This is a genomic window from Glutamicibacter bergerei (assembly GCF_054495185.1).
This window is the reverse complement of record NZ_CM137131.1, coordinates 3,185,322-3,206,279: the sequence shown is the minus strand read 5'-3', so window position 1 is coordinate 3,206,279 and position 20,958 is coordinate 3,185,322. Positions and strand designations below refer to the sequence as shown.

Sequence of the window (20,958 nt, the reverse complement as noted above, 5' to 3'; positions counted from 1 at the left end):
CTGCCCGACACCGACGTCGCTCTCCTCTGCGACGGACCCCTCGCAGGCTGAGCGCTCGCGGCCGGCATCCTGTCCGTGTGCCGATAGGCCTCGCACCGCTCGGCAACGCAGCGTGGCGTTGCGTCGCGACCTGGCGACGGCTCGGCGGGGCGCGATGGTCTCGTGCGTTGGCGGACTACGGGAGCTTGGACGCGAGGACGTCGGCCGCCAGGATCTCGGGTGCTGCGCCGAGGAGGTGCTGGTTGGCCATCAGGGCTGCGACGATGGCGCCGTTGGCGTGGGCGTCGCGAGCGGCCTCGTCGGGGAATGCATCGAAGATCCAGAAGGTGTCGGCGTGGGTCCTGACCGCGAACCAGACAATCGTTCCTACTTCTTCGTTGGCGAGCGCCACAGCGCCGGCGAGCAGATCGGCGAGCGCGTCGTGCTGTCCATCGGCCGCGACGATCTTGGCGACGAAGGCATACGGAAGTGATGCGGGTGTTGACATGAGGGGTTCTCCTAGGTGTCGAGGTTTCTTGGTGAAGCGAGTTCAGTCTATGACGAAAAAGGGCATGTGAGAAGTGGCGTATACGGCAGTATTGCTATTGTTTACGTCATGCGTATTGGACTGATCGCGATCGACGGCTGCTTCGGTTCGGCTATCGCGTCGATCATCGACATCGTGCGGGTGGCCGACGGAGCCCGCGGCGATGTCGACCCGCGGATCGACCCGATCGAACTCGCCATCCTCGGACCGAAACGGCGAGTGACCACGACGGCATCGATGACCCTGTCGGTGGACCACCCGCTGTCGGAGTCCGGAGAGTTCGACGTGGTCGTCGTCCCTGCGCTTGGAACCCTTACGGCCGCCGCTACCAACGACGCCCTCCAGAGCCGAGATGCTCGTTCGGTCATCGCCTCGCTCGGGCGCCTCGACGAGGCGACCACCCGGATCGCCGCGGCGTGCACCGGCGTGTTCGCCGTCGCCGAGACCGGACGGATGCATCATCGGCGGGCGACGACCAGCTGGTTCCTGGGGCCGGAGTTCCTGAAGCGCTATCCGACCGTCGCCCTCGATCTCGACACCATGGTCGTGGTCGACGGGAACCTCGTCACCGCCGGCGCCGCCTTCGCCCACATCGACCTCGCGCTCTCACTCGTGCGATCGATCAGCCCCGACCTGGCCCAACATGTCGCCAAGCTCCTCATCATCGACGAGCGTCCGTCGCAGGCGGCCTTCGTCGCCTACGAACATCTCCGGCACGAGGACCCGATCGTCGTCGAGTTCGAACGCTTCGTGCGTGCCCGCCTGGAAGAACCGTTCAACGTCGCCTTCGTCGCGCAGTCGCTCGGCACCAGCCGGCGCACCCTCGAACGACGAGTCCGTGCGGCGCTCAACCTCACTCCGCTCGGCTTCGTCCAACGGCTTCGCATCGAACGAGCTCGGCACCTCTCAGCAACCACGGACCTCACCTCCGCCGAGATCGCGCTACGGGTCGGCTACGCGAACGCCGAGACTCTGCGCTCCCTCCTGCGCAGGGAGCGACGCCGTTCCTGACCTATCGCCATGCCTTAGAACCACCTCTCAGCACGTCGCGTCGACGCTCCTGCGTCGCCCCTGGACGCCCCACTCGACACGCCCGCAGCACAGGCCATGCGACGTGCCCCGGCTTCCCGGACGGTCGGGGTTGGGTGGCTATGATGTCGCTGCGTTCTCGTCGAGAGGATCAGCAGACCCGATCAGGGTCGATTGGGATGAGACGCGAAGGCGGTCAGGTCTGGGCGGCCGAAGCCGGCCGGCGGGGTAGCGTCGGTCACGTCGAGGTCTTTCGGATGGATGGCGTAGGAACCTCCATCGTCGGGAGACCTCGACGTCTATCTGCGGACCGACGCGCCCGGCCGACCTACACCCTCATCTGGGAAGAGCCCTTAAAGCATAGGGAAGCAACGTTGAGCGAACGCCATGCGCTGTTGAGCTGATTGCGCCGTGCAAGCTGGCAATTCCCACGCGTCTGGGGGAGGCTGGTTTGCTAGGTAGCGTCTGGATTTGTTGCCTTGCCATCCAGCCATAAGGTGTTGCTGGCATCTGCGTGGGATCCGCCGCTAGCTACATGCTTCTCGCTGATTTGCGCCCCTTTCGTGATCACATGGACCATCGCCATGGCGTGACCGCGACCCAGCCCGTATTCCTCCTTGAGCCACTCGATAATTGGAGTCGCTTTGGTGTCCGGTCCGAATCCGCGATCCTTTGCCTGCGTTAAAAGCTGCCGCGGGGTGAGCCCGGTTTTGGTCTCGACGGTATCAAGATAGGCCTGAAATGACATGTGTATACCTTCGCAGCGAAGTGGATTCGTGGATTCTCAACCTATACCGACCGGATATGGGTGACAAGGGCTAGGACAGCAGTTTATTTTCTTTGCTAAGACCGTGTGTGCGTGGTGTGGCGAAGGTTAGTGGCACTTCTTTGAGGACGTCTCAGGCTGCGGTTGCTGTATCCAGCCAACGCACCGCGTAACGGTGTCTACGAGTTCTGACATTGTTCTGACGTGGACCGTCGAATATTTTCCTGCGGTTTCCATCAATTACTTAGATTAAAGCTTAGACTGTGAACATCTAGCGGTATTTTTCCTCCTAGAAAGACAGAAACATGTCGGAATCACCATCACCCACCACGAGTTCACGCTTGATGGCGGAGTTCCTCGGTACCTTCGTCCTAGTCTTCGGCGGTTGCGGTTCGGCCATCTTTGCCGCCCAGGTCTTGGACGGCGACACCATCAACATGGGTATCGGTTTCCTCGGCGTAGCCTTAGCCTTCGGCCTGACCGTGCTGGTCATGGTCTACGCGGTTGGCCATATTTCCGGTGGACACTTCAACCCGGCGGTCACCCTGGGTGCCGCATTGGCCAAGCGCGTGGAATGGAAAGCCGTTCCCGCCTACATGATCACTCAGGTGGTCGCCGCGTCAGTTGCAGGCTTGGCACTCTTCGCCATTGCTTCTGGCAAGGACGGATTTAGCGCCGTTGAATCCGGCTTTGCCTCCAACGGTTATGCCGAACGTTCCCCTGATGGCTACTCATTGCTTTCCGCGCTGATCGCTGAGATCGTGCTGACCGCAATCTTCCTGTTTGTCATTCTGGGATCCACCGATCATCGCGCTCCGGTAGGCTTTGCCGGAATCGCCATTGGCCTGTCGCTGACGCTGATCCACTTGATTTCCATCCCGATCACCAACACCTCGGTCAACCCTGCTCGCTCCTTGGGCGTCGCCTGGTTTGCCGGCCCCGAGGCACTGAGCCAGGTTTGGCTGTTTATCCTTGCCCCGTTGATCGGTGCGGCTATTGCCGGGGTGAGCTACTCGAAGCTCTTCTCCGCCCGGATGTCTGCCCCGCTCGTGTAATAAATCTTTGAACAAACCGCCTGCCCGCCGCAGCTTGCCGGCGGGCAGGCACTTTCATGCGCACTAGCGGCGGCTCACTCTTCAGGGGAGATCAACGGCGCACACAGCCCCCGGATGCAAATGGCAGTGGCTTGAGTCGATAGGCTATGAATATGCAGCAACCCCCGCCATACTCACAGCAGTATTTCCTGCCGCGCCGCAAACAACGCGTCTTTGATCCCGGCGCGATGTCCCGTGGAGACTGGTGGACCGTCGGCGCCTACATTGTCTTCTTCGTCTTCGGCGGGGCCGCGCTCATTGGGCTGATTCCCGGATACTTCAGTGCATTTGATACGCAGGAACAGGCCTTGTTCGGGATCAACTTGATCCTGTACACGACCTTCTTCATCCTGGCGATGATCCAGTGCGGCGCCCATTTCTTCGAGTCCTTCAAGACCATGAAGTACTACCCGTGGGCCAAATGGCTGATGCTACCGGGCGGCTGGCTACTGACAATTATCTGCTCTGCCATCGTGACAACAATTTTTGGTGGGCCACAGATCAGCCAGAACCAAGAAGCCCTGCAGGGGATGACCCTTGCAGTTCCGCTACCGGTCATGTTTGTGGTGACCGCGGTCTTTGGTCCTTTTGTCGAGGAATATCTCTTCCGGCACCTGCTGATTGGCAAACTGTCACGCAAACTGAACATCTGGGTCTGCGCACTAATATCCACTGTCGTGTTCGCGGGAATCCACTTCCTTAACGGCGGTGGAATCGCCTCGGTCACCCAGGTTCTGCCTTATCTGATGTTGGGCATTTTGATGTCCTTGGCCTATATCCTTTCGGGCAAATCGCTGGCTTACGCTTACCTGTTGCACTTCATCAATAACGCCATGGCGTTATTGATGCTTTACCTGGTGTATCCGCTGCTTCCTACCGGGGTCTAGTTTGAGTTTTACCGGGCACGAGCCACACTCAGTTCCTTACCGTGGCATGTTGCTGGCGTTGTTCGCCGGTGGTGTGGCCACCTTCTCCCAGCTGTATTCGGTCCAGGGGCTCTTGCCGAGCATCGCTGCGGACCTGAATATCAGTTCGTCCCAAGCGGCACTGACGGTATCCGCGGCCACCTTGGGATTGGCGCTTGCCGTCACCCCCTGGGCCATCATTTCGGACCGCATTGGCCGGCGACGCGTGATCGCTATTGCGCTGGTCTCCTCGGTGGTTCTGGGACTAGCAAGCTCCATGATGACCGGTTTTGAACCGTTGATCATCACCCGCTTCCTCGAAGGAATCGCGCTGGCAGGAGTTCCGGGGAGCGCGTTGGCCTATCTTGCCGACGAACTGACACCGCGCGCAGTTGCCTTGGCCAGCGGTACCTACATCTCTGGAACCACGCTTGGTGGGTTGACCGGACGTCTGGTGGCCAGCTGGGTGGGAGAACCCGCCGGATGGCGGTGGGGTGTCGCGTCGGTCAGTCTGATGGCTGCCGCGGCGACGTTGTTCTTTCTGCTCAAAGCACCGGTTGCTCAGGGTTTCGTGGCGACCGAACAACGCGGGCTGCGTCCTATTCTGGGCAAGTTCAAGCGAGCGCTGGGCGGGCGCATGCCGTTGCTCTACCTTCAGGGTTTTTTGCTCATGGGCGGCTTTGTTGCCGTGTATAACTATCTGGCATTCCGTCTGGAAGCGCCGCCCTTCCTCGTGCCTGTGTCTCTGGCTTCCTTGGTGTTTATCGCCTATCTTTCGGGTACTTGGTCTGCGGTGGCCAGCGGGCGTTTGGTAGCGAGGCTGGGCCGACGCGGCACACTCTTGCTGAGCGTCGTGGTCAGTATGGCTGGGCTCATGCTGACCTTGCCGGGAAACCTGGCGCTGATCATCCTAGGAATGATCATCTTCACCGCCGGGTTCTTTGCCGCGCATGCGGTGGCCAGTGGCTGGGTTCCCTTGCTTGCCCCGGCCACTCGCGCGCAAGCTGCGAGCCTCTACAACCTCTTCTACTACATGGGTTCTTCGCTCTTGGGCTGGCTCATTGGTATTCCCTTTATACATTTTGGTTGGGCAACAGTGGTCTTATGCGTTGCGCTGCTTCAGATTCTTGCCGTCATCTTTGCCATGTTTTTGAAACAAAAAAAGTAATCCGAGACATTAAAACCACCGCTCAACTCCCTATCGCTACCGTTGGTCGATGAATGTTACGCGTCAGCTGTGAGCTGCAAAATACCTCCCTGTGACGGACAGGACAATAGCTGATGGACTTATTTTCGATCCATCAACACGGAAGTGCATTATGAGCAAAGATCTCGCCGAACCATCGGCAGCGCCAACAACCTTGGCTAAGACTTTAGGTAACTGGGACGCCCTTGCCCTGGGCTTTGGCGCGATGATCGGTTTCGGGTGGGTAGTACTCACCGGAGGCTGGCTGGATAACGCCGGCACCATGGGCGCGGTGTGTGCCATGCTCGCCGGTGGCGCAATTATGGCCATCGTGGGCTTGACCTACGCAGAACTTACCGCGGCTATGCCCAAGGCCGGTGGAGAACATAATTTCATTCTTCGCGCGCTCGGTGCCCGTTCCTCATTTATCGGTTCATGGGCAATTATCGGCGGCTATGTCACCATCGTGGCCTTCGAAGCCGTGGCTTTCCCGCGCACCGTGGAGTACATCTTCCCGGGCATGAGCAAGATTCCACTGTGGACGGTTGCAGGTTTCGAAGTACACCTCACCTGGGCCTTGGTGGGTGTGGCCGCAGGCGTGTTGGTGACCTGGATTAACGTGCGCGGCGTCAAGCAGGCTGGTGTGGTGCAAACCTTCACCGTGCTCTTCTTGCTCCTCGTCGGATTGCTGATGATCTTCGGTTCGGTCACCAGCGGTTCGGCGCAGAATATGGAACCGTTCTTCACCCCAGGCATGGGCGGCTTCTTTGCGGTGCTCGTTGCCGTTCCATTCTTGTTCATCGGCTTCGACGTGATCCCACAGTCTGCCGAAGAAGTGAAAATCCCGGCCAAGCAGATTGGCAAGCTGGTCGTCATCTCCGTAGTGCTGGCCACCCTTTGGTACGTGATGGTGGTGCTGACCACCGCCTCGGCCATGCCTGCGGCTGCGCTGGCTAACGCGGATATCGCCACGGCTGATGCCTTTGGTGCGCTGTTCAACTCGGATGTCATGGCGAAGATCCTCATTGCCGGCGGACTGGCCGGCATCTTGACCTCGTGGAACTCGCTGTTGCTCGGAGCTTCCCGACTGGTGTACTCCATGGCCCGTGGTGGCATGCTCCCGGCCTGGTTCGGCAAGCTGCACCCGAAGTACCAGACCCCCGCCAATGCGCTGTACTTTATCGGCGGAATTTCGGTGCTCGCGCCATTCTTCGGTGCGGAGATGCTCGGCTGGCTGGTTGACTCCGGTGCCCCGAGCATCATCATTGCCTACTTCTTGGTTTCGGTGACCTTCCTGATCCTGCGCCGCCGCGAACCATTGATGGATCGTCCGCTGCGCGTGGCCGGCAAGGGGCGCGGTGGCGAGATCATCGGGTACGCCTCGGTCATTCTGACCGCGGCACTCTTCCTGCTCTACATGCCGGGTATGCCTGCCTCGTTGAGCTGGGAACCATGGCTGATCTTTGCCGCCTGGTGGGTACTCGGCGCGGTATTCTTCGTCAAGGTTCCTGGCGGCATCAAGCCGGGCCCGGATGCCGAGGAGGAGGTTCTCGCACGGGTTTTGGCGCGTAAACGCTAAGTCTTATCGGATCCAAAAAGGGGCCCAAGGCTCACCGAAAGTAGGTGAGCCTTGGGCCCCTTTCCGTCTTTGAAACGGCTACTCTTTCGAAGTCTGAAATTTCGGACAAATGGTGAGGTGCCAGTCACATAGCAGTCCATGTTTCGGGTGTTATTAGATCTTGACCGCTGAAGCGCAACGCTTCCCCCGCCAGAGAGAAATAGGTACGCCATGACATCGGAGTCATTAACTACCCGGCCAGCGAAAGCCTCGCACGTCGCCAAATTTATCGTCTTCAGCTTGATCGGCATCGCGATGTTCTTCATCCCGATCACGCTGAACGGCACCAGCACGATTCCGCTGGACCACCTAGTGACTTTCATCCGCAATGCTTTGGGGCCGGCGGTACCTTTCTAGATTCTGATTCTGTTGCTAGCCGGAACCATCATGCCTTTCATCAACGGTGGCTGGAAAGCCTCCAAGCTTCGGATGGTCTTCGCCTTCGCCAATGTGGTGGGACTCGTGGTGGGCGCGGTTCTGATTTTTGGTGGGGGACCGGCATGGCTTACCGACGAGAGCATGGGACCCTTCCTGCTCAATAAGCTGGTGATTCCGGTGGGGCTGATCGTGCCGGTGGGTGCGGTGTTCCTGGCGTTGCTGGTCGGCTATGGGCTCATGGAATTCCTGGGCGTCTTTTGCCAGCCGGTGATGCGTCCGCTCTGGCGCACCCCGGGACCCTCGGCCGTGGACGCGGTCGCATCCTTTGTGGGCAGCTACTCACTGGGGCTGCTGATCACCGACCGGATGTATCGAGGCGGTCGTTACACCGGGCGCGAAGCAGCAATTATTGCCACCGGCTTCTCCACGGTGTCGGCAAGCTTCATGGTGATCGTTACGAAGGCGTTGGATTTGATGGAGTACTGGAGCATGTACTTCTGGCTGGCCCTGGTGGTCACCTTTGCCGTCACGGCGATCACCGTGCGGATCCCGCCGCTGAGCCGCATCAAGGACGAAACGTACCTAGGCGTGGAACACCATGCCGAAGAAAAGGTCACCGGTCGACGTGCCGCGACCGCGTGGAACGAAGCGCTACTGGCAGTGCACCGTGCGCCGAGCTTTGCGCAGAATATGCGCGACAACGTCTGGGACGGGCTAAAAATGGCCATGGCCATTCTTCCCTCCATCCTTTCCGTTGGTCTGGCCGGTCTGCTGCTGGCCAAGTACACCCCGCTCTTCGACTGGTTAGGCTACCTATTTGTGCCTTTTGCCTGGGTAGTTGGGCTGGAAGATCCAATGCTGGTCGGCAAGGCTTCGGCCACAGGTATAGCCGAAATGTTCTTGCCCGCTACCTTGGCCGCCGGTCATGAATCCATCGAGCTACGCATGGTGGTCGCCATCATCTGCGTCTCGGCGATTATCTTCTTCTCGGCACTGGTCCCATGTTTGCTGGCCACCAGCATCCCGTTGCGCCTGCGCGATATGGTCATCATCTGGTTCATCCGCGTCGCTTTGACGATTCTGATCGCTACGCCACTGGTTCGCCTGCTGATGTAGCTCAGGTTAATGAATCGTTACTGCCGCTGGCCCAAGCCGCATAGCGTGCGGCCGAGAACGCTACGATCTCGCCCGCACGCTCCGGCAGCACTGTGGCGAAATTATTGTAGAGACGCTCAAAGCGCAGGCTTGCTAACTGCGTGGCAATTCGTTGCACGACCGGCCCCGATAAGGGAATGCGGTTGGGGTAGCTACGCAAGAAAGTGACGTTTCCATCTGCTACCGGAAACACCCCATCCCCGGCTAGAAGGACCCCTTGTGAGTCTGCTCCAGCTTCCCACAGCGCAACGGTACTTCCGGGGAAGTGCCCACCAATCTGTTCAAAGCGGATTCCGTCAATTGGTTCAAAGGGTTCTGACCAAATCTTCACGTTAGGGCTGCTGCGTTGGACCCAGGTTTGATCTGCGGCCGCGACATAGATGGGAGCGTCGCCGAACGCGCTACTGTAGGCAGATTGCACTCCGTACATATGTGGATGACTCGCCACAATCGCTTGGATGCCGCCCATTTCACCAATAACCTCGAAGGCACGTTGGTCCAATATTCCGGGAACTTCAAAGAGCAGATTTCCCGCCTTGGTTTGAACTAACAAGGCGCTTTGACCAATTCCAATGTTCGAAGCGGTCAATGAGGTCAGGCCGGGCTCAAGCTCACGGAATTCAACGCGGTGACCGGCTTCCAACAATTCGGTGCGATGAGTCCAGCGTTGCAGACCGTCTGGAACAAACTGTCGTTCATCAACACAGATGGGACAGAAATCTGGTGTTTCGGCCGAGGGTTCAAATTCCACAGCACAGGCGGAGCACTGCCAATCGATCAGTTCCATACTTCTACTTCCAAAAGTTAGGGCGCAGGGGTGTCCCAGCCTAACTTGATCTGCCCTGCCTGCACAGGGTTAGAAGAGCACCCAACCGATAAGCGCACTGGCAACTACAAGTAGCCATGGCGCTACTTTCCACGAATGCAAAGCGACAAATCCTAGGGCGGCCAGCACCAAGGTGGGAATGGTGGAGGCACCCTGCACAAACACGGGGGAGTAAAGCGCGGCTGCCAAAAGCCCCACCACCGCTGCGTTTACTCCCATCAGTGCCCGCCGTGCGACGTTTGAATGTCGTAATCGTTGCCAGAACGGAAGCGCGGCTGCAATGAGCAGGGCTGAAGGAAGGAAGATGGCCACCAGCGCAATCGCTGCACCCAGAATTCCGGAGGGGCCAGCTTGAAAGACCATCCCTAAGTAAGCGGCGAATGTGAATAATGGTCCGGGAACCGCTTGCGCTGCCGCGTAACCGGCCAGAAAAGCATCATGCTCAACGAGCCCTGTGCCTACCGTCTGTGTTTCAAGCATCGGCAAGACCACGTGCCCACCGCCAAAGACCAGTGCTCCGGTGCTGTAAAAGATTTCAAACAAGCTCAGTGCGCCATGATCAAAAAACGCTGCTGCCACCGGGAGTCCGAAGAGCAGTAAGAGAAAAATAGCTAGGTATATCAAAGCACTGCGTTGGGAGTGCCGGGCGAAGCTAAACTCAGCTTGCTCTGACTGCGGTGCTTGCCCCCGTAACCAGAGCAGACCAAGGAGTCCAGCTCCTAAGATCACCGCAACCTGGATGATGGGGGATGGGAAGAGGAGCACCAACGCCATGGCAGCGACAGCGAGTGTGGCCCTTGGTGCATCGGGAGCCAGTGTTTTGGCCATGCCCAATACTGCATGGGCCACTACCGCCACGGTGGCTGCCTTCAAGCCAATAATCCAGCCATTACCAATCAACGAATCCAGATTGTTTGCTGCGATGGCGAAAAGCACCAACAGTATCGCGGACGGCAGAGTAAAAGCAGCCCAGGCCGCGACCAAACCCAATGTTCCAGCACGTTGTAAACCCAAGGCCATGCCCACCTGGCTGGATGCCGGGCCGGGTAAAAACTGACAGAGAGCCACCAGATCCGCATAAGCGCTTTCGCTCAACCACTTCCTTTTGACGACAAACTCTTCGCGGAAGAAACCCAAATGCGCCGTGGGACCGCCAAAAGCGGTGAACCCTAGTTTAAGAAAGGCCATAAATACTTCAGGTACCGAAGAACCTGGAGAGCGTTCACGAAGCGCTGAGGCGCGCAAAGATGTCATAACCGAAGTATTTCAGCTCAGGTATATAAAGTTTTGTAGCCATGCTGAGCACATGGTTAACATACGGTGAAGTTTTGGTCTGGGACAGAAATCGCTGTTCGTAGGGAACTGTTCGTAGAGTAGGACTCGTGAATTCAGATAAATCCCCAACGTCATCCCCAGGGTTGGCCAAGCAGATTCTTGTACTGGCTATTCCAGCCTTGGGCGCGTTAATTGCCGAACCGCTTTTCCTGATGGCCGACTCCGCCATTGTCGGACACTTGGGTGTTGCCGAACTTGCAGGCGCCGCATTGGGAACCACGGTGCTTCACACCGCCGTGGGTCTGATGATCTTTTTGGCTTACGCCACTACCCCTGCGGTGGCCCGCGCCATTGGTGCCGGACAGCAGTCCAAGGCAATGGCTGCCGGCCGCGACGGCATGTGGTTTGCGGTGGTCTTAGGCGTGATTTTGTCACTGGCCGGATTCATTTTCGCGAGGCCGCTAGTTGGACTTTTGGGTGGTGAAGGTCAAACCCTCAAATTCGCCGTTGACTATATTTTGTATTCCATGCCAGGGCTCACCGCGATGCTACTGGTCCTCGCTGCCACCGGCGTATTGCGTGGCATGCAGGACACCAAGACTCCCTTGGTTGTCGCCACCGCCGGGTTCGGTCTGAACATCGTGCTGAACTTCGCGCTGGTTTATGGGCTACACATGTCGGTGGCCGGCGCCGCCCTAGGCACCTCGATTGCGCAGTGGATGATGGCGCTGGTGTATCTATGGATGCTGATTCCACGTATCCGTGCAGCCAAGATACAGCTACGCCCGAGCTGGGTTGGATTCATTTCCACCGGGCAAGTTGGGTCATGGCTGATGCTTCGCAACCTGACCATGCGCGCTGCCTTACTACTCACGGTGGTGGTAGCGACCAATGCTGGAGAGATGACATTGGCGGCGCACCAGCTTGTCTTCACCATCTTCTCCTTCCTTGCATTCGCCCTAGACGCGTTAGCTATCGCGGCGCAGGCTTTGATAGGCAAGGAACTGGGATCGGGGGATGCTTCGAAGGTCCGCCAACTAACCGGTTTGATGAGCCGGTGGGGAATCTACTTTGGCGTCTTCACCGGATTGTTGCTGTTCGCCACCTCATGGGTGTTCCCGATGCTATTTACTCCCAATACCGAGATTCACCAGTTGACCACCATTGGGTTGTGGATCTTGGCGCTGTCGCAACCGTTGTGCGGTTTGGTGTTTGTCCTTGACGGGGTGCTTATTGGCGCAGGGGACGCGAAATACCTTGGTATTGCTGGCGTGATAAACCTAGTTCTATATCTACCAATGCTGTGGGCTGTCCAGCGCTTCGCCACAGATCCGCAGGCAGCAATTTTGTGGATCTGGGTGTCCTTCGCTATCGGCTACATGCTGGCTAGGGCGTTCACTCTCGGAGTGCGAGCACGCGGGAATACGTGGATGCGTCTAGGCCAATGAGATAGTTGTGGCGGCTAACCCCACAGCTCATCTCGATCTTCCTGACCGCCGAGCATGGCCCGGTGAATGGACTGTAAATGAGTGCGCATCGCTTGTTCTGCGCCTGGAGCATCTGCTGCGGTAATGGCCGCCAAGATGGCTTGATGCTCTGCGAGTTCCGTGGATTGGGACATATATGTCTGCATTGAAGGCAACACAAAATGTGCTCTCGCCGTCTCGGCGAAACATCTGGTCAGTGTGCCGGTGATCCGCGTATTGCGGTTAGCGGCGCAGAGATCTTCGTGAAAGCGCCGGGCTGCGAGCATTGAGGCAATAGGGTCGGCTTCGGCAAGTTGTTCTTGTTCGGCCAGATGCCCGCGTAATACCGCCAAGGTCTGCGCCGAATGGAATCGGGCGACATGATGTGCGGCGCGTGGCTCTAGCAAAATGCGCAACTCCAATACTTCATGGATATCCTCCACGCTGATGGCTCGCACCAGATAACCCTTCTTGGGTAACAGCTGCAGTAATCCTTCGCTGGTGAGCTGCCGTAGCGATTCCCGCACAGGAGTTTTTGACACCTGAAATTCCTCGGCCAGCGCCGGTTCAATCACTAAGGTGCCCGGGGCCAGTATTCCGGTGGTGATCCGCTCGCGTAGTTCCATCGTGAGGCGCTCGGAAAGTGAGCTAGCCATTTCTCCTCGTTTCTTCGCGTCCATTCCAAATCCTGCGCGTAACTTTTGGCGTAAGAGTTCACTTGGAATCAAAGAACACTCTAGTCTTGTGTGAAATATATTTCAGGTATCTTACATTGCGTTGCAATGACCAGATCCGACATTTCGCTGCAGAGCGGAGGAGCTAACGCCAATGAATCAACTCAATACGACGGACCGCGACCCGCTACGACTGCAACGCCGTCGGGCAATCTCCGCATCCCTGGTGGGAACCGCCATCGAATGGTACGACTACGCGCTCTACGGAGCCGCGGCAAGCGTGGTGATTGGTCCTCTGTTCTTCTCCTCGGCCGGCAGCTCCGCGGCATCCATTGCCGCCTTCGCGACCTTCGCGGTCGGCTTTGTTGCCCGTCCGGTAGGTGGCGCGGTCATTGGCCATCTGGGAGACAAGTTTGGCCGTCGCCCGGCCATGCTGCTCTCGGTAATTCTGATGGGTATCGCCACCGTAGGCATCGGTGTACTACCCACCGCGCAAACGTGGGGTGTCTGGTCCATTGGACTTCTGGTGTTCTTGCGACTTATCCAAGGCTTTGGTGCCGGGGCAGAACTCACCGGGGCTATGACACTGGTAGCCGAATACGTGGAACCGAAAAAGCGTGGCCTGTACACCTCGCTCATTCTTTCCACTCCGCCACTTGGCATTGCTCTGGCAACGATCTGCTTCTTCGGCGTATCTCTACTCGGTGACGAGGCTCTGCTCGGTTGGGCATGGCGAATCCCGTTCCTTCTCTCCGCACTACTCTTCTTGGTAGCCCTGTACATCCGTAACAAGCTTGAAGAGACCCCTGAGTACGCGCACGCCATGAACCAGGCGCGACAACGTGCGGGCGCCCAGAAACTTCCACTGCGCGAAGTCTTCGAATCCCACTGGCGTCGAGTGGTACTCGGCTTCTTTGCAATCACCGGGCACAATGCCACCAACTACATTCTTGCCGTCTTCTCCATCAGCCTGATGGTTGGTTCTGGCATGGCCCGGAGCCAGGCGTTGCTGGCGGTGACCCTAGGCTCGCTGGTCTCGGTTCTACTCACTCCTGTGGGCGGTTGGCTAGCGGACAAGTTTGGTTCCGCCCGTATCTTGGCAGCCGGAAACATTGCCGGTTTACTCCTCGCTTTCCCTATCTTCTTGATGCTCGCCACGGACCAGTTTATTTACGGATTCTTGGCCATCGCTCTGGGCTATGGCCTAGTCATTCCCTGCACCTCCGGAGCGCAAGGTGCGTTTTTGACCGAACTATTCCCCGTCACCGTGCGCTTTAGCGGGATCGCTATCGCCAGAGAACTAAATGGTGCCATTGTCGCTGGTCTCTCTCCGCTGATTGCGGCAACACTATTGGAACTAGGCAATGGTTCTATCAATCTCCCCGCGAGTTTCCTAGCCCTAAGTTGTCTGAGCTCCGCGGTCGCCATCTACCTTGGCACCCGAGCAAAAAACAGTATCCGCTACTAAAAACTTCTGCCTCACACTCCGAGATTCAAAGGATGTATTTTGAGCAACCTCAAGCGTCAATTTCCTGACATTAGCGAACTAGTCAACCTGATGAAGTTCAAACTGCCCGCCGCAGACCGCCGCGCTGCACGGCTGAGCAAGACGGCAGATATCTGGGACTTGCGCTCCATTGCTAAGCGCCGCACCCCGACCGCAGCCTTCGACTATGTCGATGGCGCCGCCGGCCGCGAAATCACCGCGACCCGAGCTCGCCAGGTTTTCGACAACGTGGAACTGCTGCCACGAATTCTGCATGGCACCGCGCAAGCGGATCTGTCCACGCAGATCGCTGGAGCACCATCGGCCTTGCCATTTGGTATCGCTCCGACCGGGTTTACCCGGTTCATGCACTCCGAAGGTGAAATTGGTGGGTCGAAGGCCGCCGAACAGGCAGGGATTCCCTTTAGCCTCTCCACCATGGGTACTCGCTCTATTGAAGAGGTCGCGCAGGCGGCCCCGGGTGCACGCAAATGGTTCCAGCTCTACCTCTGGAAGGACCGCGAGAAATCTGCAGGGCTAGTCAACCGTGCGACCGCCGCCGGCTATGACACCTTACTGGTGACAGTGGATACCCCGGTTGCCGGACAACGTCATCGCGATACCCGCAACGGCATGAAGATTCCGCCGGAGCTGACATTAAAGACGGTACTTGACGCCTCATACCGTCCCGAATGGTGGTTTAACTTCCTGACCACGGATTCATTAAAGTTCGCCTCACTATCCAATACCTCGGCAGATCTTCCCACCATCATCAACTCCATGTTTGATCCGTCCCTGGACTTTGATGATCTGAAGTGGATCCGTGAACTATGGAAGGGCAAACTTTTCGTCAAAGGCATCCTCACCGCCGAAGACGCCGCGAAAGCTAAAGCCGCCGGAGCAGACGGACTAGTGGTTTCCAACCACGGCGGACGCCAGCTGGACCGTGCACCAATCGCCTTCGAGGCACTGAGCGAGGTTCGCGCCGAGGTCGGTGAGGACATGGAAATTATCATGGACTCGGGCATCATGTCCGGTTCGGATATCGTCGCAGCGCTCTGCGCCGGGGCGGACTTTGTGCTCATCGGCCGCGCCTACCTCTACGGGCTAATGTCCGGAGGCCAAGCAGGCGTCAGTCGGGCTATTGAACTGCTGGCCAAGGAGGTTGAAGTGGCGATGCAACTGATGGGTGCCGCGTCGATTGGTGAGCTCAACGAGTCATTGATTCGCCGGCGTAAATAACCTGCGGGTGCGTCGGTAAATGTGACATAGCTTTGACTCGGCTGACTCTTTGTTCTATCGCCGGTAGAATGGGGGTGTGCCAGCACCAAAAACCACCCCAGCCCAAGCTCAAGACGTCTTCCGTCCCGTATTTCTTCGCGGACTCGGCGCCTTGGTCTACTCGCTCATCTCGATTTTCTGGATCCACGCGGATCAAAGCGTACTGTCCTACGCGACAGGTGCGTTGTTGGTGGTGACCGGCGCATTTATGTGGCAGTACGTCACCGTACCAAGCGCACCGGAGAAATCCCGAGCTGCCTACGCGCTGGGCGCCGGGCTGATGCTGCTGGCAGGTATTGCGGCTTTGTTCGCCACCACCCCCATGTGGGTTGCTTACCTGGCAGCCTTCGCATTCTTCGTCACCGGTTTAGTGGAGTTCTATGTCTTCGCTAAGCTGCGCGCACAATTCCCACCATTCCGTAACCAGCTGATCACCGCCGCGGTGTCGGTGGTACTTGCCATCGCGTTGCTCTTCGGCACCGGCCTTGATGCCCACGGAATGTTCGGTCTGATTGGTGGAGGCACCATCATCTTTGCGGTCTTTGAATTAATCGCCGCCTTCGGTCATCGCCACGACGCTAAAGCGGCGGCTCCGACCGAAATCGAAAATAACTAGAACTTAACAGGTCAACAGGACAAGTAGAAATGGAGTTCCTGGTGGGAAACAACTCGCAGAAGAAGCAACCGTGGAGCCAGTCGATCAAGGGCCCACTGAGCTTCTCGCTGTTGCTGGGTCTTGTCGCTGGGGTGGTCGGTACGATCTCCTCTACCGGAGGCTCGCAAAACCCGATCCGCCTAGACATCGGACTAGTCTGCTTCGGCGTAGCCTTTGTCGTTAGCTTGCTGATCATTTCGGTGCTCACCATGGCCGGTAAGGAAAACGATTCCGAGCTTGGCAAGGGAACCGGTGTAAACCGTTCCTCAGCAAATCCAAATAAGAAGTTCAAAGACTAAATTAGTTTCGCTCACGCGCTGGGTCCGCCATCACGGTGGACCCAGCGCGTTGTCGTTAGCCGGTGGTCAGCACACCGCACCGGATAATACGCAATATTCAAGGATTGACACGTGAACAACGCGCACCGAACGCCCAATAGCACCCGCACCTCATTGGGTGAGCAATTGATTCGACGCAAGTCAATCCAGTCGATGACCGCTGAATCGGCAAATAATGCTGGTTTCGGTCAGCTCAAACGCAGTTTTGGTGTACTCCAGCTGACCATGATCTCTGTTGGTGCCACCCTTGGCACCGGTATCCTGGTGATCTTAGGAGACGCCGTTCCGGTGGCCGGACCAGCCATCTGGATTGCCTTCGTACTAGCAGGTGTCACCGCTTTGCTCTCCGCGGTTTCCTACGCGGAGATGGCTGGCATGGTCCCGGTATCCGGGTCTAGTTACTCTTATTCCTACGCCACCATGGGTGAAGGCGTGGCATGGATCTGCGGTTGGTGTCTCATCCTTGAATACGCGGTCTCCGCCGCCGCGGTGGCCGTAGGTGCTGGCCAATATGTGAATCAGACCTTAGAAATCTTTGGATTGGATCTGCCCGCATCATTGGCCAGTGGCCCGGTAGATGGTGGCGTGATCAACTTACCGGCGCTTCTAACAGTCGTCGCAGCTACCTTGCTATTGGCCCGTGGCGCGCGCGAATCGGCAATAGCTAACACCGTGATGGTCATGGTGAAAATCGCGATTCTCGTGTTCTTCTCCATCGTTGCCTTCACCGCCTTTGATGCCGGTAACTTCGCACCATTGCTACCCATGGGTGCAGCCGGTGTGAGTGCGGCAGCCTCGATGGTGTTCTTCTCCTTCATCGGCTTTGACGCAGCCTCCACTGCCGGTGAAGAAGCGAAGAATCCCCAACGCGATATGCCTCGCTCCATCATCATCTCCATGGTTTTGGTGACCACCGTGTATGTACTGGTAGCGGTAGCAGCCATAGGCGCACGTAACTGGCAGTGGTTTGAAAGTGCACAAGCGGCTCTGGTGATGATCGTTTCCGAGGTGACCGGTCAGCCGTGGCTGGTGCTGATCTTTGCCCTAGCCTCGGTGATTGCCATTGTCTCGGTAGTACTGACCACTTTGTACGGCCAGACGAGGATCCTGATGACCATGGGCCGCGACGGGTTGGTGCCCAAAGCGTTCGCTAAGGTTTCCCCGAAAACTCACACCCCGGTAGTCGGCACCCTCATCGTCGGTACTGCGGTAGCAATTACCGCCTCGCTGATTCCGTTGGGCGAACTGGCTGAAGCAACGAGCATCGGTACCTTGTTTGCCTTCGCACTAGTTGGAGCCGCCGTGATCTTCTTGCGCCGTACCCAGCCTGATGCGCCACGTACCTTCAAGGTACCGTTCTACCCGCTCACCCCACTGCTTGGTATCGCCGCCTGCTTATTCTTAATGTTCAACCTCGGCTCAAATACCTGGATGGTTTTCGGCATCTGGATGGTTGTTGGGTTCATCGTGTATTTGGGCTACGGACGCAAACATTCACGGCTCGGCGCACTGGCCAAAGAAACATACCGCGAGACACTAAAGACCAAATAATTCGGCTGCAAGTTAGGCTGTGAGTTGAACAAGTTTTGACCCCTCACCGTCTAGGAGCAACCATGCAGCAAGAAGCGATCAGCACCGCGGATTTATACGATGAATTCGAGGACAAACTGCAGTCAATTTCCCTGCAGTTTCAGAACTTTGGTGCGCGGGAAAGCTTCTTTGGCCCGGCCAAGACCATCAAATGCTTTGAAGATAACGTGTTGATCAAATCCACGTTGAACACCCCCGGCGAGGGACAGGTCTTAGTGGTTGATGGTGGAGGGTCACTGCGTTTTGCACTGATGGGGGACATGATTGCCCAAGCTGCAGTGGATAACGGCTGGGCCGGAGTCATCATCAATGGCGCGGTACGCGACCGCGTTGAAATGGCCACCATGGATTTAGGCGTCAAAGCCTTGGGTAGCAACCCGCGTAAAACCGTGAAGCGCGGTGGTGGCTTCAGTGATCTTGACATCGAAATTGATGCCGTGACCATCCGCCCCGGAGTCATGGTGTACGCCGACGCGGATGGTGTGCTGGTAGCGCGTTAGAAGCTAGATTAGCTTTCTTTAGCGTGACGCCCGCTCTGGGTGTTTCCCTGGCCCCATTCATCGACGAAGTCGACGGTGCTCAACTCGTCCAGATCCTTGCGGATCTGCACGATGAGCCTTTCGGCTTCTTCAAGATTTGAGGTCTCCATACGGAGCAACACCGTATCGTCGGTGCGTGAATGCACCACAACTTCGGCGCCGCGAGCCTCAAATTCGGCGTCTCCCAGAGCGGCGGAGAAGATTGCTGCGGTCCACCGGCCGGCGGCCTTTAGCGGTGAATCCTCGCTGGCTTCAAGGCGTGCTTCATATTCTTCGGATGCGTGTGCTTCACCGGGCATGATCTGGCCTTTCGACTTCAACATTTAGAACTGCTGTTGTCACCTCATCATAGGGGCGAAAAGAGCCAAAATGCGACTAGTTAGTATCTCGGAGTAGCTTTTCGTGCACGGTATGCACGTACGTGTTCCCGGTTAGCGCAGTTTCCGGTATCGCAGTAGAGCTTTGAACGGTTTCGTGACAGGTCAAGCAGGGCCGCTCCACAATCGGTGGACGCACAGATCCGCAACCGTTCTCGTCCTCCGGAACGAATGACTTCCGCTAACGCCATTGCCGCGTCCACTGCCATACGGTCATAGAGTGGGGCGCGGTTTGTGGTGGCGTGTAGGTGGTATCCCCATTTTTCGTTTTTGATCAATTGCGGTTGCGCGTTAACGTTGCGCAGAATCTGATTGACCTTATAAACGGCGTCATCTTCATCCGTGGTCCAAATACCCTTGAGCTGCGAGCGCAGCTGGCGGATGGAGCGCAACTCAGACTGGTCTTGTGCGTGCGGACCGTTGAATTTTTCGGTCTGCAGAAAATGATCTAAATCAGGCACCGTCGAGAGCATGTCAGCAAACGAAACTTCGGTGTTTAGCAAGTTCACAATAGTGCGCAGTGAGGCTTCAATATCTGGCGCAAAAGTCATAAATAGTTCCCGTGAAGGTCGTGGATTGACGCGAGTTCAAACGTATCCGTATTGTCATGATCATACAATTCTTTGCTCCTGAACCACCTGCATATTTCGTTGCTGCATGTCGCGTAGGGAGTATTCGTAGCGAAGGTTTAACCACCCATGTCCAATTACCCAGAGTCAGTGTCGCACGTAGCCGAACGCATGAGTGCGTCGGTGCCCCACGGGCAGCTGGCCGGCGTCTGGATTGCCCTGGCATCTTCGGCAGCTTTTGGCCTCTCGGGTTCCTTCGCTAAAGGGCTGTTCGAAGCCGGATGGACCCCGGCAGCAGCTGTTGCTGTACGGATGGCCGGAGCCGCGCTCATCCTCGCAATCCCTGCACTGCTTGCCATGCGTGGCCGCTGGGTACTGCTACGCACCAACTGGGCGTCAATATTGCTCTTTGGGTTCTTCGGTGTGGGCGCCTGTCAGCTGTGCTATTTTTTGGCGGTTGAACGCCTGGATGTGGGTGTCGCGTTACTGCTGGAATATCTGGCACCGGTATTGATTGTTGTGGTGCTTTGGATGCGCCACAAAAAACGCCCCTCGGTGGCGACTATCGGTGGAACGCTGCTGGCCCTGGCCGGGCTGGTCGCCGTCTTGGATCTGAGCGGAACCTCGTCATTAGATCCCATTGGCATCTTGTGGGGACTTGGCGCCGCGGTGGGATTGACCGTCTACTTCTTCGTGAGCGCGCGTGTAGATGGTGCGTTGCCACCAATTATTCTTTCGGCCGGAGGCATGCTGGTTGGCGCGGTCTCCTTGGGACTTGTTGGACTGTTTGGAATCCTTCCCATGCATGCCGAGTTTGGCAGTGGTTCCTTCGCAGGGGTGCAGGTTCCCTGGTGGGTAGCGCTGCTAGGGCTCATCCTGATCGCTACGGTATTTTCCTACACCACCGGCGTGATGGCAGCACGCGCTCTCGGCTCTAAAGTGGCTTCATTTATTTCGCTGACCGAGGTGCTCTTTGCGGTGCTTTGGGCTTGGTTGCTGCTTTCCGAGCTGCCAGGACCAGTTCAATTATTTGGTGGGCTATTGATTGTGCTCGGTGTGGTGCTGGTGCGTATCGACGAGCTTCGTTCGGCGCGAATCCGACGCTAAGGTCATTCGGCGAAACCGCCTGGAATTGACTTCCGAGGCTGGCGCGCACGTGGCCGCGATGATGACTATGTCTCGCTGTGCGACATTCGGTGCTGTTACCGTGGGGATCCAATGCGCA

The 20,958-nt window shown here is 57.5% G+C and carries 20 protein-coding genes and 1 pseudogene; 14 read left to right on the top strand and 7 right to left on the bottom strand.

Annotated elements, in window-relative coordinates; genetic code table 11:
- Positions 1-175: 175 nt before the first annotated feature.
- Positions 176-487 (bottom strand): putative quinol monooxygenase, encoded by a 312-nt coding sequence (locus ACX5K5_RS14885; RefSeq protein WP_003941073.1) that lies wholly within the window; start codon positions 485-487, stop codon positions 176-178.
- A gap of 108 nt (positions 488-595) precedes the next feature.
- Between ACX5K5_RS14885 and ACX5K5_RS14880 the strand changes: the two genes are divergently transcribed.
- Entirely contained in the window at positions 596-1,537 is a 942-nt protein-coding gene (locus ACX5K5_RS14880) for a GlxA family transcriptional regulator (RefSeq protein ID WP_459174640.1), read from the top strand.
- Positions 1,538-2,009: 472 nt separating this feature from the next.
- On the opposite strand, the gene ACX5K5_RS14875 is transcribed toward ACX5K5_RS14880, so the two are convergent.
- A complete protein-coding gene (locus ACX5K5_RS14875; RefSeq protein WP_096257560.1) occupies positions 2,010-2,303 on the bottom strand; it encodes a DUF4287 domain-containing protein in 294 nt (97 codons plus the stop codon).
- A gap of 323 nt (positions 2,304-2,626) precedes the next feature.
- Here ACX5K5_RS14875 and aqpZ point away from each other — a divergent pair, with 323 nt between their 5' ends.
- From aqpZ to ACX5K5_RS14850, 5 genes and pseudogenes are all read left to right on the top strand, one after another.
- Complete coding sequence (gene aqpZ / locus ACX5K5_RS14870) at positions 2,627-3,376, top strand: aquaporin Z (RefSeq protein WP_096257559.1); 750 nt, start codon at positions 2,627-2,629, stop codon at positions 3,374-3,376.
- Positions 3,377-3,528: 152 nt separating this feature from the next.
- Positions 3,529-4,302, top strand: a complete 774-nt coding sequence (locus tag ACX5K5_RS14865; protein WP_346059540.1) for a CPBP family intramembrane glutamic endopeptidase — start codon at positions 3,529-3,531, stop codon at positions 4,300-4,302.
- Position 4,303: 1 nt separating this feature from the next.
- Positions 4,304-5,488: an MFS transporter gene (locus tag ACX5K5_RS14860; protein WP_459174639.1), complete on the top strand. Its 1,185-nt coding sequence runs from the start codon at positions 4,304-4,306 to the stop codon at positions 5,486-5,488.
- 151 nt (positions 5,489-5,639) lie between these two features.
- Entirely contained in the window at positions 5,640-7,085 is a 1,446-nt protein-coding gene (locus ACX5K5_RS14855) for an APC family permease (protein WP_346059542.1), read from the top strand.
- Between the two features lie 210 nt (positions 7,086-7,295).
- Positions 7,296-8,618, top strand: a pseudogene (locus tag ACX5K5_RS14850) (YjiH family protein).
- 1 nt (position 8,619) lies between these two features.
- Here ACX5K5_RS14850 and ACX5K5_RS14845 read toward each other — a convergent pair.
- Positions 8,620-9,444, bottom strand: coding sequence for an MBL fold metallo-hydrolase (locus ACX5K5_RS14845; RefSeq protein WP_459174638.1), 825 nt, complete (start codon positions 9,442-9,444; stop codon positions 8,620-8,622).
- A 69-nt stretch (positions 9,445-9,513) separates the two neighbouring features.
- Complete coding sequence (gene chrA / locus ACX5K5_RS14840) at positions 9,514-10,671, bottom strand: chromate efflux transporter (protein ID WP_229676957.1); 1,158 nt, start codon at positions 10,669-10,671, stop codon at positions 9,514-9,516.
- A 194-nt stretch (positions 10,672-10,865) separates the two neighbouring features.
- Here chrA and ACX5K5_RS14835 point away from each other — a divergent pair, with 194 nt between their 5' ends.
- A complete protein-coding gene (locus ACX5K5_RS14835; RefSeq protein ID WP_229676956.1) occupies positions 10,866-12,206 on the top strand; it encodes an MATE family efflux transporter in 1,341 nt (446 codons plus the stop codon).
- A gap of 14 nt (positions 12,207-12,220) precedes the next feature.
- On the opposite strand, the gene ACX5K5_RS14830 is transcribed toward ACX5K5_RS14835, so the two are convergent.
- Entirely contained in the window at positions 12,221-12,880 is a 660-nt protein-coding gene (locus tag ACX5K5_RS14830) for a GntR family transcriptional regulator (protein WP_188683424.1), read from the bottom strand.
- A gap of 172 nt (positions 12,881-13,052) precedes the next feature.
- On the opposite strand from ACX5K5_RS14830, the gene ACX5K5_RS14825 reads away from it, so the two are divergent.
- From ACX5K5_RS14825 to rraA, 6 genes are all read left to right on the top strand, one after another.
- Positions 13,053-14,366: an MFS transporter gene (locus ACX5K5_RS14825; protein ID WP_459174637.1), complete on the top strand. Its 1,314-nt coding sequence runs from the start codon at positions 13,053-13,055 to the stop codon at positions 14,364-14,366.
- 39 nt (positions 14,367-14,405) lie between these two features.
- Positions 14,406-15,626, top strand: coding sequence for an alpha-hydroxy acid oxidase (locus ACX5K5_RS14820; RefSeq protein ID WP_459174636.1), 1,221 nt, complete (start codon positions 14,406-14,408; stop codon positions 15,624-15,626).
- 76 nt (positions 15,627-15,702) lie between these two features.
- Positions 15,703-16,281: a DUF308 domain-containing protein gene (locus tag ACX5K5_RS14815; protein ID WP_096255459.1), complete on the top strand. Its 579-nt coding sequence runs from the start codon at positions 15,703-15,705 to the stop codon at positions 16,279-16,281.
- Between the two features lie 41 nt (positions 16,282-16,322).
- Positions 16,323-16,619: a hypothetical protein gene (locus ACX5K5_RS14810; RefSeq protein ID WP_229676954.1), complete on the top strand. Its 297-nt coding sequence runs from the start codon at positions 16,323-16,325 to the stop codon at positions 16,617-16,619.
- Between the two features lie 192 nt (positions 16,620-16,811).
- The gene (locus tag ACX5K5_RS14805) at positions 16,812-18,209 is read left to right on the top strand and encodes an amino acid permease (RefSeq protein ID WP_459175446.1); all 1,398 of its coding nucleotides are present in this window, start codon (positions 16,812-16,814) and stop codon (positions 18,207-18,209) included.
- Between the two features lie 62 nt (positions 18,210-18,271).
- Positions 18,272-18,748 carry a ribonuclease E activity regulator RraA gene (gene rraA / locus ACX5K5_RS14800; protein WP_459174635.1) on the top strand — a complete coding sequence of 159 codons (477 nt, stop codon included), beginning with the start codon at positions 18,272-18,274 and terminating at the stop codon, positions 18,746-18,748.
- Positions 18,749-18,756: 8 nt separating this feature from the next.
- Here rraA and ACX5K5_RS14795 read toward each other — a convergent pair whose 3' ends face one another.
- Positions 18,757-19,110 (bottom strand): hypothetical protein, encoded by a 354-nt coding sequence (locus ACX5K5_RS14795; RefSeq protein WP_105677501.1) that lies wholly within the window; start codon positions 19,108-19,110, stop codon positions 18,757-18,759.
- Positions 19,111-19,166: 56 nt separating this feature from the next.
- On the bottom strand, positions 19,167-19,715 hold the full coding sequence (locus ACX5K5_RS14790; protein ID WP_459174634.1) for a CGNR zinc finger domain-containing protein: 549 nt from the start codon (positions 19,713-19,715) through the stop codon (positions 19,167-19,169).
- Between the two features lie 189 nt (positions 19,716-19,904).
- Between ACX5K5_RS14790 and ACX5K5_RS14785 the strand changes: the two genes are divergently transcribed.
- Complete coding sequence (locus tag ACX5K5_RS14785; protein WP_442347077.1) at positions 19,905-20,840, top strand: EamA family transporter; 936 nt, start codon at positions 19,905-19,907, stop codon at positions 20,838-20,840.
- The last annotated feature ends 118 nt before the right edge of the window (positions 20,841-20,958 follow it).

Bases quoted from the DNA above. Each gene is read 5' to 3' on its own strand.
- ACX5K5_RS14885 (WP_003941073.1), bottom strand. From the start codon at position 487: ATGTCAACACCCGCATCACTTCCGTATGCCTTCGTCGCCAAGATCGTC.
- ACX5K5_RS14880 (WP_459174640.1), top strand. From the start codon at position 596: ATGCGTATTGGACTGATCGCGATCGACGGCTGCTTCGGTTCGGCTATC.
- ACX5K5_RS14875 (WP_096257560.1), bottom strand. From the start codon at position 2,303: ATGTCATTTCAGGCCTATCTTGATACCGTCGAGACCAAAACCGGGCTC.
- aqpZ (WP_096257559.1), top strand. From the start codon at position 2,627: ATGTCGGAATCACCATCACCCACCACGAGTTCACGCTTGATGGCGGAG.
- ACX5K5_RS14865 (WP_346059540.1), top strand. From the start codon at position 3,529: ATGCAGCAACCCCCGCCATACTCACAGCAGTATTTCCTGCCGCGCCGC.
- ACX5K5_RS14855 (WP_346059542.1), top strand. From the start codon at position 5,640: ATGAGCAAAGATCTCGCCGAACCATCGGCAGCGCCAACAACCTTGGCT.
- ACX5K5_RS14845 (WP_459174638.1), bottom strand. From the start codon at position 9,444: ATGGAACTGATCGATTGGCAGTGCTCCGCCTGTGCTGTGGAATTTGAA.
- chrA (WP_229676957.1), bottom strand. From the start codon at position 10,671: ATGGCCTTTCTTAAACTAGGGTTCACCGCTTTTGGCGGTCCCACGGCG.
- ACX5K5_RS14830 (WP_188683424.1), bottom strand. From the start codon at position 12,880: ATGGCTAGCTCACTTTCCGAGCGCCTCACGATGGAACTACGCGAGCGG.
- ACX5K5_RS14825 (WP_459174637.1), top strand. From the start codon at position 13,053: ATGAATCAACTCAATACGACGGACCGCGACCCGCTACGACTGCAACGC.
- ACX5K5_RS14805 (WP_459175446.1), top strand. From the start codon at position 16,812: ATGACCGCTGAATCGGCAAATAATGCTGGTTTCGGTCAGCTCAAACGC.
- rraA (WP_459174635.1), top strand. From the start codon at position 18,272: ATGCAGCAAGAAGCGATCAGCACCGCGGATTTATACGATGAATTCGAG.
- ACX5K5_RS14795 (WP_105677501.1), bottom strand. From the start codon at position 19,110: ATGTTGAAGTCGAAAGGCCAGATCATGCCCGGTGAAGCACACGCATCC.
- ACX5K5_RS14790 (WP_459174634.1), bottom strand. From the start codon at position 19,715: ATGACTTTTGCGCCAGATATTGAAGCCTCACTGCGCACTATTGTGAAC.
- ACX5K5_RS14785 (WP_442347077.1), top strand. From the start codon at position 19,905: ATGAGTGCGTCGGTGCCCCACGGGCAGCTGGCCGGCGTCTGGATTGCC.